The organism is Dyella nitratireducens, assembly GCF_014642835.1.
Lineage (GTDB): Bacteria > Pseudomonadota > Gammaproteobacteria > Xanthomonadales > Rhodanobacteraceae > Dyella_B > Dyella_B nitratireducens.
In genome coordinates this window covers 524,991-539,545 of record NZ_BMJA01000002.1, presented here as the reverse complement: position 1 = coordinate 539,545, position 14,555 = coordinate 524,991, and the positions used below count along the sequence as shown (strand labels likewise).

Sequence of the window (14,555 nt, the reverse complement as noted above, 5' to 3'; positions counted from 1 at the left end):
CTCCGGAAGGAGGAGGGAGCTACAGCGCAGCCTCACTTCACTACGTTCGCCTGGCTATACCCCATGTATAGCCCAATCTTGTCGCCGACCTTCAGATTCACCATCGACGCCGGTGGAAAGTGCACGCGAAGCGCCATGCCTTCCGTCATGACATCCACGATGCCGGTCTTGGGATCCGCATGCGTTACCGTCGCCGGCATGTTGTGCATGCCATGCATGTTGACCATATCGTTCGTCTTGGTGGTGTGCGTCATGCTTACGCCAGCATCCTGCCCTTGGCTGGGCATCGAACCGGGCGGCGGCTGATCCTGCGCTGTGGCGGTGACCATGCCTGCCAGCAGCAGTATGCCCAGCAAGCAACCTGAAAACCTGATCGAACTCGCACGCATAATGCATTCTCCTCATGATGACGACGTGGCCCCGCCATTATCCGGGCCGCGACGTTCAGACAAACTGAAAATCAGGTTTCGGGGAAGACATCGGCCGGTGTTCTGGGCTCAGGCACCGTATAGTTAACCCTTCAACTCTTTCGATGCTTCCCATGACTTCTCACGGCATTCATACGATCGATACCGGTTTCGTGCGGCCACAGTTCGACGCGGCCTATTTGCTGGTTCACAACGGACATGGCGCTTTTATCGACTGCGGTACCAATCATTCCGTATCGCGCCTGCTGGGTGCGCTTGCGGATGTCGGCCTTGATGCGTCGAAGGTGGACTGGCTCATCCTTACCCACGTGCACCTCGATCACGCGGGCGGCGCGGGCGAGCTGATGGCGCGGCTACCCAACGCCAGGCTGGCGGTACATCCACGCGGCACCCGGCACATGGCTGATCCATCGCAATTGTGGGCCGGCGCCTTGGCCGTCTATGGCGAAGAAGTGATGGAGCAGGCCTACGGTCGGCTTCGTCCGGTGCCGGCGGAGCGTATCGTGGAAGCTCCGGACGGCCATGTGGTGGATTTGCGTGGCCGCCTGCTGCGTTGCCTGGATACGCCTGGGCACGCCAAACATCACATGGCCATTTACGACGAACAGGCCAATGTGTGCTTTACCGGCGACACGTTCGGCCTCTCCTATCGCGAATTCGATACTCGGCAAGGCCCCTTCATCTTGCCGACCACCACACCCGTGCAATTCGATCCAGAAGCCTTGCATGCCTCGATCAACCGTCTCCTGGCGCTCAAGCCCGATGCGATGTATCTCACCCACTTCGGCCGTGTCGAGCACGTTGAACGGTTGGCCGGCAAACTGCATGACATGATCGATGCGATGGTTGCCGTTGCCCTCAACGCCAAGGATTCAACCGATCGACACGCGCGACTGGTGCACGAGCTGACTCAGCTTTATGCAGCGCGTACGGCCGAACATGGCTGGCATGGTGATCGCGAGGCGCTGGTGCATGGGTTGGGGACGGATATCGAGCTCAATGCACAGGGGCTTGGCGTATGGCTGGATCGTGGGTAGGTTGGGGTGTAAACCCTGAGCTATCCCCACGTTTTCTGCTTGATGATCTGAACAAAATCAGCAAGCTAGTCAATACCTATTAAATTACCTCGGCGTCATTCCGGCGAAGGCCGGAATCCATGGTGAATGCGAAGCATGGATTCCGGCCTTCGCCGGAATGACGCCGAGGTAAAAATGCTAAGTATTGGCCGCAAAAAAGCCCATCCTTGAACACCTCGAAAACCGTGGGGATATATCAGGGTGCAAACCCCAACGTCGTCATGCGCACATACATGGCCATGCTGGGGTTTGCACCCCAGCCTACGTTTCAGGCGAGCCGCGTGCCATTCGGCACCGGTCGCTCGATGCTGGTGATTACAACGCCCTGCTCGGTAGGAAAACCGGTGAGCAAGAACTGCGAGCGGAACGGCCCGATCTGTTTTTCGGGGAAATTGATCACGCCGACGATTTGCCGGCCAACCAGCGTTTCCGGCGTATACAACGCAGCGATTTGCGCACTGGTTTTGCGCTCACCGTAAGGACCGAAATCCGCCCACACTTTCCAGGCCGGTTTGCGTGCTTCGGGAAAGGCTTCCACGCGCGTGATCGTACCTGCCACGATCAGGACCTTCTCGAAATCCGCCCAGCTGATTTCTTCCGCTGACACCGTTTGTACGTTCATCCTTCCAGACTCGTCTTGAACCAATCGTTGAATTCCTGCCACCAATAGCTGGTTTGCGCCGCGAGCAATCCCAAGGGTTTGTAGGTATGCGCAAGCCCGTAATCAGCAAACTGCTTCCAGTCTTCGCTACCCTCCGCGACCGCCGCAGCCAGCAATTCACCGGCCGCGCAAGTGGGCGCCAGACCGTGGCCACCAAACGCCTGTGCCCACCAAAGCCCCGCGCCGTCAGTGCCGATCTGTGGCATCTGGTGGCGCGCGTAGCTCATCAAACCAGACCAGGCGTAATCGATGCGTAGGCCTTTCAATGCAGGAAAGACACGTAGCAAATCGCGCGTAAGCACGCGTTGCACGGCGGCAGCGGAACGGTTGCGGATCGAAATTCTGCCGCCCCACAGCAATCGCGTGTCTTGCAGCGGACGGTAATAGTCGAATGCAAAACGGGTGTCGTAGACGGCAGCGCGCGTCCGCAGGCATTCGTCCAGCCGGTCACCCAATGGTTCCGTCACCATGACATAGGTGGCGATCGGCAATATGGCGCGATCGATTTGCCGGCGCAAACCGGCGAGATAGCCGCCGCAGGCAAGCACAACGTGCTCAGCCTGCAATTCGCCTTGCGGCGTACTGATCAACCAGTGATTGCGTTCGCGGCGGAGACGCCAGACGTCGCTGTTTTCGTAAATGCGCACGCCTTGCTGTATTGCCGCAGCCGCGAGTCCGATCGCGTAGTTCAACGGATGCAAGTGCAAGGCATTGCGTTCGTAAAGCCCGTCGTAATAGCGCTCGCTGCGCACCACCTCGCGTAGCTCTTCCTGCGGCAGCCAATCCCAATGCACACGGTAGTGTTCGGCCAGCAAACGCTGTCGCTTGCGCAGCACGTTCGGATCGCGAAACCAATTGGCCCAGATCACGCCCTGGTCGACCATGTCACAAGGAATGGCGTAACGCGTGACGCGCTCGCGTATGCGCTGCACCGCTGCCGTGGTGAGATCGAAGATGCCCTTTGCGCGTTCCGCGCCCAGTTGCCGGTGCAGCGCTTCTTCGCCTAGCGAATAGCCGCCGAATACGAAACCGCCGTTGCGGCCCGACGCACCAAAGCCGACTTGCTCACGCTCCAGCACGACCACATCGCGCACGCCACGCTCGGCAAGCCCAAGTGCAGTATTCAGCCCAGCAAACCCGCCACCGATAATCGCCACACGCATTTCCTCTCGCACCTGCAGTGGTGCATGAGGCTCGTACGGCGTGGCCGTGGCGCGGTAATAGGACGGCACCGGAGGTTGCTTCATAGGTGTAAACCGGGCGGTTAAGGTGCCGAGGATAGCGTAGGTTGGGGCGCAAACCCCACCGTCGTCATGCGCGCATGCATGGCCATGCTGGGGTTTTGCGCCCCAGCCTACGCAGGTGTCATTCGGCCATCCGCTTATTCCACCAGCGTCACATCCAGAATGCGCTGATCGGCCTGCCCATGATCGTCCACCACGCGGACGGTATAACGCCCTGCCCCGTGTGGCTGCCAATACAGCGGTTCGCCGCCAGGAGCGCTGCGGCCGACGTAGGCATCATCGACGAACCAGTACAAATTCCGTACATCTGCATCGTTGGTCGCGGTGAAGGGAATACGTTCCTCGGCAAGCTGTTTCAGACGCAGGGTATAGGTGCTGCTGCGCAACGGAGATGTGATGCTGGGCGGCAAGCCGCTCACTCGCTCGCTGCCGTTGCATTCCGGATTTACCGGCGGGCGCCTGCGCGGCATGCCGGCCTGCTCGAACACGCGCTGCAGATCGGAGGGCCAGAATTCATAGACCTCCACATGCGTGCGCTTGCCGTCGAAAGGCGGACAGGCCGGTTTGCCGGTCGCATCGTCCATCACGACCGGGCGATAGATGGTGTCGACGCGAATCGGTGATTTGCCGGGGATAAACCAGGTGGTGCCCAGTTGTGGACACCATTCAGTCGGCAGGTTGCCGCTAGCCAGGCAGATCTGCACGCGCTTGAGGTTGGCCGGCATGGCGCGGATCGGTTCGTTCAGCGGCACGTGTTCGGCACGTAGCGCATCGACAACCTGGAAGAACAATGGTGCTGCCGCTTCAACACCTACGAAGGCCGGATTGCCGCTGCCGTCGAAATTGCCAACCCATATCACCAGCACGTAAGGCCCGAAGCTGCCTGCTGTCCAGGCATCGCGAAACGCCCACGACGTACCGGTTTTCCAGTACACGGGCGTACGCAATCCCTGCATGCCGATAACGTCGTCCGGGCGCGGGTTTTGCCGCAGGATATCCATCACCATGTAGCTGGCTTCGTCGCTCAGCAAGCGCGTGCCTTCCGGTTGTGGATCATCGGCGCGCAGGCGTAGTGGACTCAGCACACCACGGTTGGCAAGCATGGCGTAAAGCCCGGCCAGTTCTTGCATGCTTACTTCGCCGCCGCCAAGCACCAGCGACAAGCCGTAATGCTGCTCGCTGGCCATACGGCTGACGCCGGCCTGCTGCAGAAAATCGTAGAGCGTGGGTTCGTGCAGTTGCGAGGCTATCCACACGGCAGGAATGTTGCGGCTGCGGATCAGTGCCTGGGTAGCGGTGATCGGGCCAAGGAAATTGCCGTCGAAGTTTTCCGGTGTATAGGGGCCAAATGAGGTCGGTACATCACGCAGCACGGTTTGTGGGTGCAGTACGCCCTGATCGAAACCCAACGCATAGATGAAAGGTTTCAGCGTGGAGCCTGGCGAGCGTTTCGCCAACGTGCCGTTGACCTGTCCTTGGATGGCAGCATTGCGATAGTCGGCTGAACCCACCATCGCCTTGATGCCCATGTCGCGGGTATCCACCAGGATCGCCGCAGCGTTGGTGATGCCGCTGGATGCCTTGCGCTGCACGTATAGAGCAATCTGGCGTTCCACGATGTGCTGCAGATCGAGATCGAGCGTGGTGGTCACTATGGCACTGCGCGCGTTGTCATTCAGCTGTTGCGCGGCCAGGATTTGATCGACGGCATGCGGTGCTTCAAACGGCAAGCGGCTGCGCGAACGAAGTGCCAGTGGTAATGCGAACAGGGGTTTCAGTCCAGCATCTTGCGGGTGTTTGGGCAGCCATGCCTGATACAGACGATTGCGCGCATCAGCCAGGCCGCTGCTGATCAGTGTGTTGTTCGCCCTCTCCCCACTTAGCAAGCGTTGCGAGGGATTTTGTGGAATCACCGCCAGCGTCAAGGCTTCCGGCAAGGTGAGCTGGTTGGCGGGTTTGCCGAAATACACCAGGCTGGCCGTGGCGACACCCTGCACGTTGGCGCCATAGGGTGAGACGTTGAGATACGCCTCGAGGATGTCGTGCTTGGAGTAGAACAATTCCAGTTGCACCGCCCGCGCGATCTGAATCAGCTTTCCTAGTGGTGCGCGCGTGTTGAGTTTCCACAACAGGCGCGCTAATTGCATCGTGACGGTCGAACCGCCCTGTGGCGAGCCATGCCGCACGTAGGTGATCCAGGCGCCGCGCAACAGCCCATACGGATTGAAGCCGGGATGCCATGCGTACCAGCGATCCTCGTGCAGCAGTACGCCATCGACCAGTTGCGGTGAAATGTCTTTCAACGGTACCCACAGGCGGTATTGCTGGTCGCTGGCAAGCGTGAGGCGCAGCAGCTGTCCCTTGCTGTCGTAGACGGCGGTGGAGGAAGGGAGCCAACTGCGCAATGGCGGGTGTGGCCATAACCGGCAGCCGGCCAGCACGGCCACCAGGAGTGCTGCGGCGACGAGCCAGTTCTGCCTGCGCACTATCCAGCGGCCAACGATGTGCAGGAATTTCATGGGTTACGCCAACACTTGCCTATGCGTAGGTTGGGTTAGCGCAGCGTAACCCAACGTATTCAGACGAGGCGGCATCATTGTTGGGTTACGCTGCGCTAACCCAACCTACAAGTCCGCGCTGGAAGGGATATGAGGCGAGATTCACCCCTCATCCCAGCCCTCTCTCCCAGAAGGGGAGAGGGAGCCGTGTGATTTGCGCCGTCAAGGCTTCTCCACCACCTTCAACGACGTCCCGCCCACCGAGCGGGCCTGCAAGGTGCGCTCATACATCGACTCGGCATACGCCGGGGGCACCACGAAGCTACCCGCATTGGTCGCGCGGATGCGGTACACAAACTCGCGCACGTCCGGTGTGGCTTCACCGTAGATCACCACGCGATCCTCACGAATATCCGCGTATTCCGGCTGCCAGGTCGATTGCGACAAACCGATCGGCGAACGCCATGCCGGCGGTGCGCTGGTATTGCTGTCCTGGTTGCTGTCGCCGGAATTATCGCTGCTCTGTGCTGCATCCACGGGCGGCGGCGGTTCGATCACCGGCTCGAAGCCACCCGGCAGCAGATCCACGATGGCGACGTCACCGACGGCATCGTTGCCGGTGGCGCGGATCTTCACGTGCACGTCGATTTCTTCGCCGAGGTTCACCGTGTCGAGCGGCTTGCCCTGCGTATCGGTGTACTCACGCACGATTTCCAGACCATTGGCGATCGCCTTGTCCGGCTGCACGCGGTCGTAGCCGCTCTGGCTGGCGACGCGCCATGCCGGCAGATCGCTCTGGTTCACGAAGCGCAGCTTGGTAGCGGCAGCATCCCAGCTGCCTGCCTGCAACAGATTGCCCTGGATGCTGGAGATGGCTTTGATGCTGCCATCTGCATGCACTTCCTGGATACCTAGTTTGTCCAGCTCGCCGCCGGTTTGGCCGGCATAGCTATCCAGCGCCAGGATCGTCATCGAGGAAGAGAGCGTGTTGTAGTCGTCGTGCGCCAATGGCCAGGCGATGTTCTCGAACACGCGTGCCGGCAAGGCCTTGGCGCGTTCGGGGAAATGCTTGGCCAGCAGGTACAGCACGCTCGCATCACGCACCAGCGGATCGTAGTAGTAGCTGTAGGCGAAGGTTTCGTCGGGCTTCGAGCGGGTCAGCACCTGCTCCGGGCCGGCCATCAGTCGATTGGCTTCGTCATCCTGCTTGAGCAGCTTGTACGAAGCGGCCAGCCACGCCGCGGCCAGGTCGTTCTTCCATTCCTTCGGATAAGCCTCCTGCAGGCGCTTCTGGATCGCGGCGAGGGCATTGGTGGTGACGTTGCCCTGGCGCGTCAGCAGGTACGCCGCGTAGGCGCGCTGGCGCAGCTTGTCGAGCGAATCCATGCCGTCATTGGCGGCCAGCTGCTGCAGGTACTTGTTGCCGGCGTCGAGCATGTCCTGCGGCACGGCGGTGCCGCGGTCACGCGCTTCGAGCAGGAAGTTCATCGCGTAATCGGAAATGAAAGGTTCCGAATCCGGCGTGGCTGTCCACAGGCCGAAGCCGCCTTCGCTGTTCTGGCGTGAGTGCAGCACGTCCAGCCATTTGCCGAGTGCGTCCTGGTTGCTGATCTTCTTCGCCTCCTCACCGCCGAAGGCCGGCTGTAATGCATGTGCGAACACCGGCACCTGCGGCCACTTGCTCACGATAAGGCGCGGCATGGCCATGCTCACCACCTGCTCGCTGCAGTAGTGCTGGTAGTTGACCAGATAGCTGGTGATGCCTTGCGCAAGCACGATCGGCAGCGGCGAGATCGCCGCGTCACGCGCCGCATAGGCATCGAACATCTGTCGCAGGGGCGACACTTCCGCCTGACTGCGCGTGAATACCTGACCGACGTCGACCTGGGTGCGATAAGCCGATGCCGGCCGCACCGACACATCCACGGCTTGGTGCGCGGATTTGCCGGCATAACCAGCGGTGAAAGCAAGATGGCCGGAGCCGAGCTTGTCAGTAGCCTTGACGCGGAACTTCACCACGCCTTCGTGCATTTCCGCCAGGTTGACGTTCTGCGTCGCTGCGCCGACAACCTGTAGTTGCGGGCCTGTTTGCAGACTCACGGCCACCGGCACTTGCTTGCCGCCCAGGCCGGTGAGGTTGTTGGCAACACCCACGCTCACTTCCACTTCATCGCCCGGCGCCAACGTGGTCGGCACGTTGGGCGAGAGCACGAAATCGCCGCGCACGGTGGTTGCGCCTTCATACGTGCCGATGCGATCCGGCGATACAGCCACCGCCATCACACGCAGCTTGCCATTGAAGTAGTCGGGCACGTTGTAGGTGAAATCCTTATCGCCGTCGACATCGACGATGCCCGACCAGTACACGACCGGTTTGTCGCGCTTGCGCTTGAACGGATTGAGCTGGCGGCCAATTGCCGCATCCGCATCGCCGCCCGGTGCCGCAGCCAAGGCCATGAGCTTTTCGAAATCCGGCAGGATGAGGTCGAGGATTTGCGAGGTCTGTACTTCCAGCATCTTCTTGCGGAAGAAGAACTTCAGCGGATCGCCCAGCTTGTAGCGCGCCACCTGCAGAATGCCTTCGTCCACGGCAAACACCACGGCCTTGGCCGGATGCTCTGCGTGCAGGTGGAAGGTGACGGTGTCGCCGGGTTTCACCACGTCTGGCGAGTCGACCTTTATCGTATCGCGGCGCCCATCCAGGTTGACCGAGAACGGCACCACGCCATAGCTCAGCGGACTCATGAAGATTTCATCCGACGACGGATCGCGGATGAACTGCACGTTGATGTAGCCGTTGCCTTCGAAATCTTTCGGAATGGTGATCTGCTGCACCGAGCTGGTGGTATCGGCGTGGAACCACGCATGCGCATAGACCTTGTCGCGCTCGATGGTGATCAGGCCGCTGCCGACGTAAGGCGCATGGATGGAAATGTTGACGGTGTCGCCGGGGTTGTAATCGGCTTTTTCCAGCGTGAGTTGCAGTTCCGCGTTGCGATCGAGCGAGCGTGACAGGTTGGCATCGCCCGCGACGGAATAGCTCACGCGATTCACTTCCACGCGATCGCTGCCGCGCAAGATCACCAGTGCGTAGTTGCCCGGCTTGTCGGTAGCCAACGTGATATCCAGGCCACCGGCAGGGATGCTCAGCGGCTGCTCGTTGATCGGGATTTCCTTGAGCTTGGATTCGTATTTGTAGACGCCCGAGTCCTGCTTGGTCAGCACGGACACATAGCGCCGTTCGATCCATTGCGCTTTGAGGCCATCGAGCTTGATCGATTTGGCTTGCGGATCAATCGCGACCAAGTGCACTTTGCGCACGGCATTGCGGCTGACGTAATCCAGATCATCATCGCTGCGATAGCCGATCAGCCAGTCGTTGCTCGATACCAGCGATTGCGTGGCAGCCGCCACGCTGCGGCCGCCTTCGGGTTCGTGCGCCTTGACCAGGAAGTACAGCTGATACGTGGCATCGGCATACTTCTTAAGATCCAGGTCGAATTCGGCATGGCCTTTGTCGTCGGTCTTGCCGTCCTGCAGGTTTTCCTCGTAACCATCCTTGGCGCGGCGAACGTCGTAGAAGTGGTAATCGGGCCAGCTGTGGAACGATGGCCAGGCCGGGCGCAGCGTCAGCGAGGCTTCCACGCGGCGATTCGCTGCCGGCGTACCGAACAGGTTCTGCGCATCGACCAAGCCCTTGAGGCCATCCGGCTTTACCCAGCCCTCGGCAACCTGGCTGGACAGCTTGGCCGAGACCTTCATACGGTCGGGCTGGAATTCCTTCACCTGCACGGTGGTGTTGCCGATCTGCGTGTCGGCTTTGCCATCACGCACGATGTACAGGTTCACCGTCCACGTGCCGGTGGGTGCGGTTTCCGCCGTCGTATAGGTGAGTTCGCCGAAGCCGGAATCGTCCATCGTCAACGGCAGTTGTTTTACCGTGATGCCGCGTGGGTCAACCACTTCGGCTTGCAGTGGAATGCCGGCGACATGGCGTAGCCAACTTGCCGCCCGGACGATCAAGCCGATATGGATGTCGTCGCCCGGGCGATAAATGCCGCGCTCGGAGAACAGATAGGCGGAAAGCGTGCCGGGATTAACCGAACTGGCGTCACCGCCAATGTCAAAGCGCGAGTAATCCAGTTGCCGGTCGCTGCCACCGATCGGCAGGAACGACAGATCATCGGCCTTCTTTACCACGTACATCGCAGGGCGTTTGTCGCGGTCCAGTCCCTTGAAAGTCGGGAAATGCACGTCGCCGTCGACACCGGTGTCCTGCGTAAACAGCGTCTGGCCATTGACGGCCAGCACGGACACGGTGGCACCCGCCACCGGCTGGCCGGTGCGGATCGATTGCACGAATACGTCCTGGCTGCCGTCGAGCGCGCGCTTCACCAGCATGCCCAGATCGGTGACGACGATCAGGCGGCTGTCTTGCGCATTGGATGGATCTTCATTCTCGGTGGGATTGTTCGCATCATCGCTGGATGACGTGGTGTCGGCATCGTCATCCGCCTTAGCACCGGGCGGCGGCGGTGCGATGCCTTGCTTTGCCAGCGCCTTCGCTTTGGCAGCCTCATCGGCCTGCTTCTTGGCTTGGACCGGATCGAAGTCATACAGATGCAGCAGGAACACGCCGCGCTTGCCGGATTGCAGATACTGGCCGAGGTCGACGCCTTCGTAGTGGGCGTGTGCGGGATCGCTGGTGGTGAATGCACGCTTGATCTCGTAGCGATCGACGATGTGTTCTTCGCCGAAGTCATAGGGTAGCTGCGGATGCTTGTAGTCACCCTGGTTGAGGCTGACCAGGTGCTGCAATTGATCCGGCAGCACGCGACCGATGACCAGGTGCATGCCTGCCATGTTGCGCGATACCACGGAAACGCGCTTGCTGCCGCTTAGGGACAACAGCGAACCATCGGCCATGAAGCGCAATAGCTTCGGGTAATCCGGCACGGTGACCACGACGGTCGCCGGCTTGCCCAGCACGTAGCCGCCAAAGGATTTGATGCCTTTGTCCACGCGCACGTAAATACGCTGGCCAGGGTCGGCGTGGAACTTGAAGCTTTGCAGCTCTTGATAGTCGTTTTCCGTGGGCACCACTTCGAGCGGCAACGGCTTGGCACTGCGCAGGGTGTCTTCACCGACCTCGCTGGCACTCCAGGGATAGTTGCCTTGTTCTTGATCGTTCTGGTTGTCGTCGCTGCCGGTGTTGTCTTCGTCCGTGTCCTGCTTGGCGGCCTGCGGCTTGCGTGCCGGCAACACCCAGGCGTGCACCAGCGAGGCAAGATCACTGTCGCGCACGGCGCCGCTCAGGTTGATCACCATCACCTGTTCGGGTTCGTATTTGTCGTTGTCGACCAGGGTGGGACTGACCTCGTTCACCGTGAGGCTATACAGGCCCGGCACGCGCACGCTGGTTTTCAGCGGCGTATCGGTGCTGTTGCCGCCGCGCGAACTGCGTACGTCGCTATCAAGCGTGAGCGAGACGGCGCCATCATCACGCGGCAAGGCGAGCGGCTGCGAGTGAATCCACGCGTGCAGTTTGTAAGGATCGTAGGTGACACTGAATTTCAGTGGTGTCGAAGAGGTATCGCCTCGCCCTGCCAGGCTCAGCGCGATGCGCTTTTCAAACTGCGCCGGATTGACCGGGTAATTGAAATCCACCTGGATGATGGTTTTCTTGGCGGTGGGATCTTGTGGATCCTGGTAGAACTCGCCTTTGCCCAACTCGGCCTTGAACGGCTTGGTGTCGAACTCGAAATGGTCGTCAGCCATCAGCACGTGATGGGCGAAAGCCTTGGGGATATCGAAGCGAACCTTGTAATGCTGCCCCACCGGCCAGTCGGTGGCGGGCGTGAAGCGCAGCGTCTTGTCGTCGACCCAGGTCCACTGGCCATTCGCCTGCGGCTGCATGGTGATGCCGGTGGTGACTTGCTTGCCGACCAGCTCGATAGGCGCAGCAGAGGCGGAAAATTCAATCTCCAGCGGATGGAGAGTTATCGGTTGCTTGGTGTAGTCGGTGATGTCCGGCGCATCGACCTTCCAGGTAATACGTACCGGCTCGGGCGGACGCGGCCGATGCTTGTACCAATGCCAGCCGAACCATCCACTGCCTGCGATCAGCGCAACGGCGGCAGCGATGCCCAGCGAATGCAGCGGACGCCGCCGCACCGCTTGCATCCAGCCGGGTGCAGACCAGCTCACTTGACCCACCAATGGACTGAGCAGCCAACCCAGCGCGGTCAAGATACCGCGCAGCAGTCGCACCGGAAGCAAAAGCAGAAACCGCAGCAAATCCATAATGCCATCCCATGTTCAATCCGTTAGGCAACCCGGCGGTATGCCTGCCGGGCGTTCTTCAATCCGCGGGGATGCCTTATGCCGCAGGCATAAAGCTGGTGAGAAGAGGATTCCCCATGCATAGGCTGCCGTATCGAGATGGCAGCTTGCGGTCAGGATTCTGGCACGATCCGGTGCGGGCGTGGCAGGGGCAAGGCGCGGACGTGATCCTGACTCGAAGCAACCGTTGGTCTGGGACGCCAATCGTAGGTTGGGTTAGCGCAGCGTAACCCAACGCATTCGAGGCGGCATTGTCGGGTTACGCTGCGCTAACCCAACCTACAAACATGGAAAGGATCATTTGGGTCGCGAGATGACCCTTACCTTCCCACTATTTCCGCCACCGCAGAAAAACCGGTCGCCCCCATCGGATTCAAGCCCCGACACGCCCATACCCGGCGGCATGTCGAGCTGTTCCAGCACTTCGCCGGTTTCCGGATCGACGCGGCGTACCTCGCTCTCATCCCCCTCCCAGGTGGCGTGCCACAGCTCGCCATCGCTCCAGGTGACCCCGGTGACGAAGCGGTTGAACTGGATGGTGTTGAGAATGGCCCCGGTGTCGGGATCAATGCGATGGATCTTCCGTTCCCGATACTCTCCGACCCACAGCGAACCTTCGGCCCAGGCGAGGCCGGAGTCGCCACCGCCACCGGGTGCCGGGATGGTCGCGAGCACCTTGCCGCTCTTGGCATCGATTTTCTGGATGCGGTCCTCGGCGATCTGAAACAGGTGTTGGCCGTCGAAAGCCGTACCTGCGTGTGCTGCTATATCCAAGGATCGCACGAGCTTTCCGCTGTCCGGATCGAGCGCGTTGAGCTTGTCGCCGGAGGCAAACCAGAGGTGTTCACCGTCGTACGTGACGCCAGCCACCCGATCGATCCCAGGGAAAGGTCCGTACTCTCTGATGACTTGGGCTGTGGATCGTTTCATGTTTTCGTCCTAATCAATCGGTGACAGTCATGCTAGTCACTTGGTAACGGACCTGGGAGTAACAAAATCGACGGGACGTCAGGCACGGGTGGAGTCATCCAGCGACGTGCAGGTCCGCGACCGAACGACTGCACCTTACCGGTTGCGGCAAGCGATTCGAGCGCGCGTTGTACGGTACGGGGGCTGGCGCCCAGCGCGATGGACAAGGCCGAGCTCGACCATGACTCGCCATCCGCAAGCAAGGCGAGCACCGATGCGTGCCGTTCTTCCGTGGGTGGCGCCAGCACGACAACGTCGCTTGCATGATGCGTCGCCAATGCAAAGCCTCGCTCCGTCGCGCTCACCTCGGCCATCGGCCGCAACATGGCACGCAGGCGCCCCATTTCGACCCGCAAGCGCGCGCGATGCGATTCATCGGCATGCTTGGTGCGAAAAGCATCAGCAATGAGCAGGCTCCTCGACACATCGGCAGGCCACGCCTCCGCCAGTCGGCGCATCAGCGTGAACAAGATGGGGCGCGTTGCGAGCGACATGACGGCACCCTCGCCATGCACTACATGACGGCATGCGTCCACGACGAACGTCGGTGATGCCAGCAGCGTTTCGACTTCTTCCAGCAGGAGAAGACGTTCGTCGCCTCGTGCAATCAAGCGCGCCGCGGGAGCATCCAATACGCGTGATGCACTTTCGACTTCCGCCATCAGCGCTGGAATATTCGCTAAGTGCGCGGCATGTCCTGCCCGTGCCAAGGCAACACGCGCACGCTTTGTCTGCAAACGGCGAATGGCCATACCTGCGACGATCAGTTCGTGCGCAGCCCTTGATGCGGGTGGAAAGGGCGTCGGGTCGAGTTCGGCAAGCATGCGTTCGGCGTCGTCGATGCGGCCGAGCAGGAGCAAACGTCGAACTTCGATATTCCGCGCATGCGCCGCGTTTACCCGGTCGCCATGCGATTGCAGCGTTGCACGCGCAACCTCGAGCGTTTTCACCGGCCAACTCAAATCACGTGAAACGAGCGCGATTTCGGCTTCGGCAACGATGCATCTGGCCCGAGCCACCGCTTCTTTGGGACCGAATCCCCGCGCAGCGCTTCGCAGCAGCGCCTTGGCTCGCACGAAATCGCCGAGCTGTGCCATGGCAATGCCCCGCAGCGCAAGGCCGGGCGCATCGTCACGCAGGGCCACCCGCTTCAAGGCGCCGAGAGGATCACCCGTGGCGAGTGCGCGCGCTGCGGCGGTGATCAGGGAATCCATCGGAATCGCGCCACACTTGTCACTCCCACTCGTTCGGAGCCCAGGCGTTAACTATATCCCATGGCCAGGAAGCACCTGGCCATGACGAAAAGAGAACGCAAAACGCATTCAACGAACGGAGTT

Annotated in this window: 8 protein-coding genes; 1 reads left to right on the top strand and 7 read right to left on the bottom strand. The window is 60.7% G+C overall.

Annotated elements, in window-relative coordinates; translation table 11 throughout:
* Positions 1–32 precede the first annotated feature (32 nt).
* Positions 33–389 carry a hypothetical protein gene (locus IEX75_RS13380; protein ID WP_188794794.1) on the bottom strand — a complete coding sequence of 119 codons (357 nt, stop codon included), beginning with the start codon at positions 387–389 and terminating at the stop codon, positions 33–35.
* Positions 390–541: 152 nt separating this feature from the next.
* Between IEX75_RS13380 and IEX75_RS13375 the strand changes: the two genes are divergently transcribed.
* Entirely contained in the window at positions 542–1,465 is a 924-nt protein-coding gene (locus tag IEX75_RS13375) for an MBL fold metallo-hydrolase (RefSeq protein WP_188794793.1), read from the top strand.
* 307 nt (positions 1,466–1,772) lie between these two features.
* Here the strand turns inward: IEX75_RS13375 and IEX75_RS13370 are convergent, their stop codons facing one another.
* The 6 genes from IEX75_RS13370 to IEX75_RS13345 form a co-directional block, all read right to left on the bottom strand.
* Positions 1,773–2,126, bottom strand: a complete 354-nt coding sequence (locus tag IEX75_RS13370; RefSeq protein ID WP_188794792.1) for a tRNA-binding protein — start codon at positions 2,124–2,126, stop codon at positions 1,773–1,775.
* A complete protein-coding gene (locus IEX75_RS13365; protein WP_188794791.1) occupies positions 2,123–3,412 on the bottom strand; it encodes an NAD(P)/FAD-dependent oxidoreductase in 1,290 nt (429 codons plus the stop codon). The genes IEX75_RS13370 and IEX75_RS13365 overlap by 4 nt, the downstream gene beginning before the upstream one ends.
* A gap of 134 nt (positions 3,413–3,546) precedes the next feature.
* Positions 3,547–5,928: a penicillin-binding protein 1C gene (gene pbpC, locus IEX75_RS13360; RefSeq protein WP_188794790.1), complete on the bottom strand. Its 2,382-nt coding sequence runs from the start codon at positions 5,926–5,928 to the stop codon at positions 3,547–3,549.
* A gap of 201 nt (positions 5,929–6,129) precedes the next feature.
* The gene (locus IEX75_RS13355) at positions 6,130–12,210 is read right to left on the bottom strand and encodes an alpha-2-macroglobulin family protein (protein WP_188794789.1); all 6,081 of its coding nucleotides are present in this window, start codon (positions 12,208–12,210) and stop codon (positions 6,130–6,132) included.
* A 336-nt stretch (positions 12,211–12,546) separates the two neighbouring features.
* Complete coding sequence (locus IEX75_RS13350) at positions 12,547–13,179, bottom strand: Vgb family protein (RefSeq protein WP_188794788.1); 633 nt, start codon at positions 13,177–13,179, stop codon at positions 12,547–12,549.
* Between the two features lie 32 nt (positions 13,180–13,211).
* Positions 13,212–14,432 (bottom strand): helix-turn-helix domain-containing protein, encoded by a 1,221-nt coding sequence (locus tag IEX75_RS13345; protein ID WP_188794787.1) that lies wholly within the window; start codon positions 14,430–14,432, stop codon positions 13,212–13,214.
* Between the last annotated feature and the right edge of the window lie 123 nt (positions 14,433–14,555).

Coding starts and splice junctions, on each gene's coding strand:
- IEX75_RS13375 (WP_188794793.1), top strand. CDS start 542: ATGACTTCTCACGGCATTCATACGATCGATACCGGTTTCGTGCGGCCA.
- pbpC (WP_188794790.1), bottom strand. CDS start 5,928: ATGAAATTCCTGCACATCGTTGGCCGCTGGATAGTGCGCAGGCAGAAC.
- IEX75_RS13380 (WP_188794794.1), bottom strand. CDS start 389: ATGCGTGCGAGTTCGATCAGGTTTTCAGGTTGCTTGCTGGGCATACTG.
- IEX75_RS13350 (WP_188794788.1), bottom strand. CDS start 13,179: ATGAAACGATCCACAGCCCAAGTCATCAGAGAGTACGGACCTTTCCCT.
- IEX75_RS13355 (WP_188794789.1), bottom strand. CDS start 12,210: ATGGATTTGCTGCGGTTTCTGCTTTTGCTTCCGGTGCGACTGCTGCGC.
- IEX75_RS13370 (WP_188794792.1), bottom strand. CDS start 2,126: ATGAACGTACAAACGGTGTCAGCGGAAGAAATCAGCTGGGCGGATTTC.
- IEX75_RS13365 (WP_188794791.1), bottom strand. CDS start 3,412: ATGAAGCAACCTCCGGTGCCGTCCTATTACCGCGCCACGGCCACGCCG.
- IEX75_RS13345 (WP_188794787.1), bottom strand. CDS start 14,432: ATGGATTCCCTGATCACCGCCGCAGCGCGCGCACTCGCCACGGGTGAT.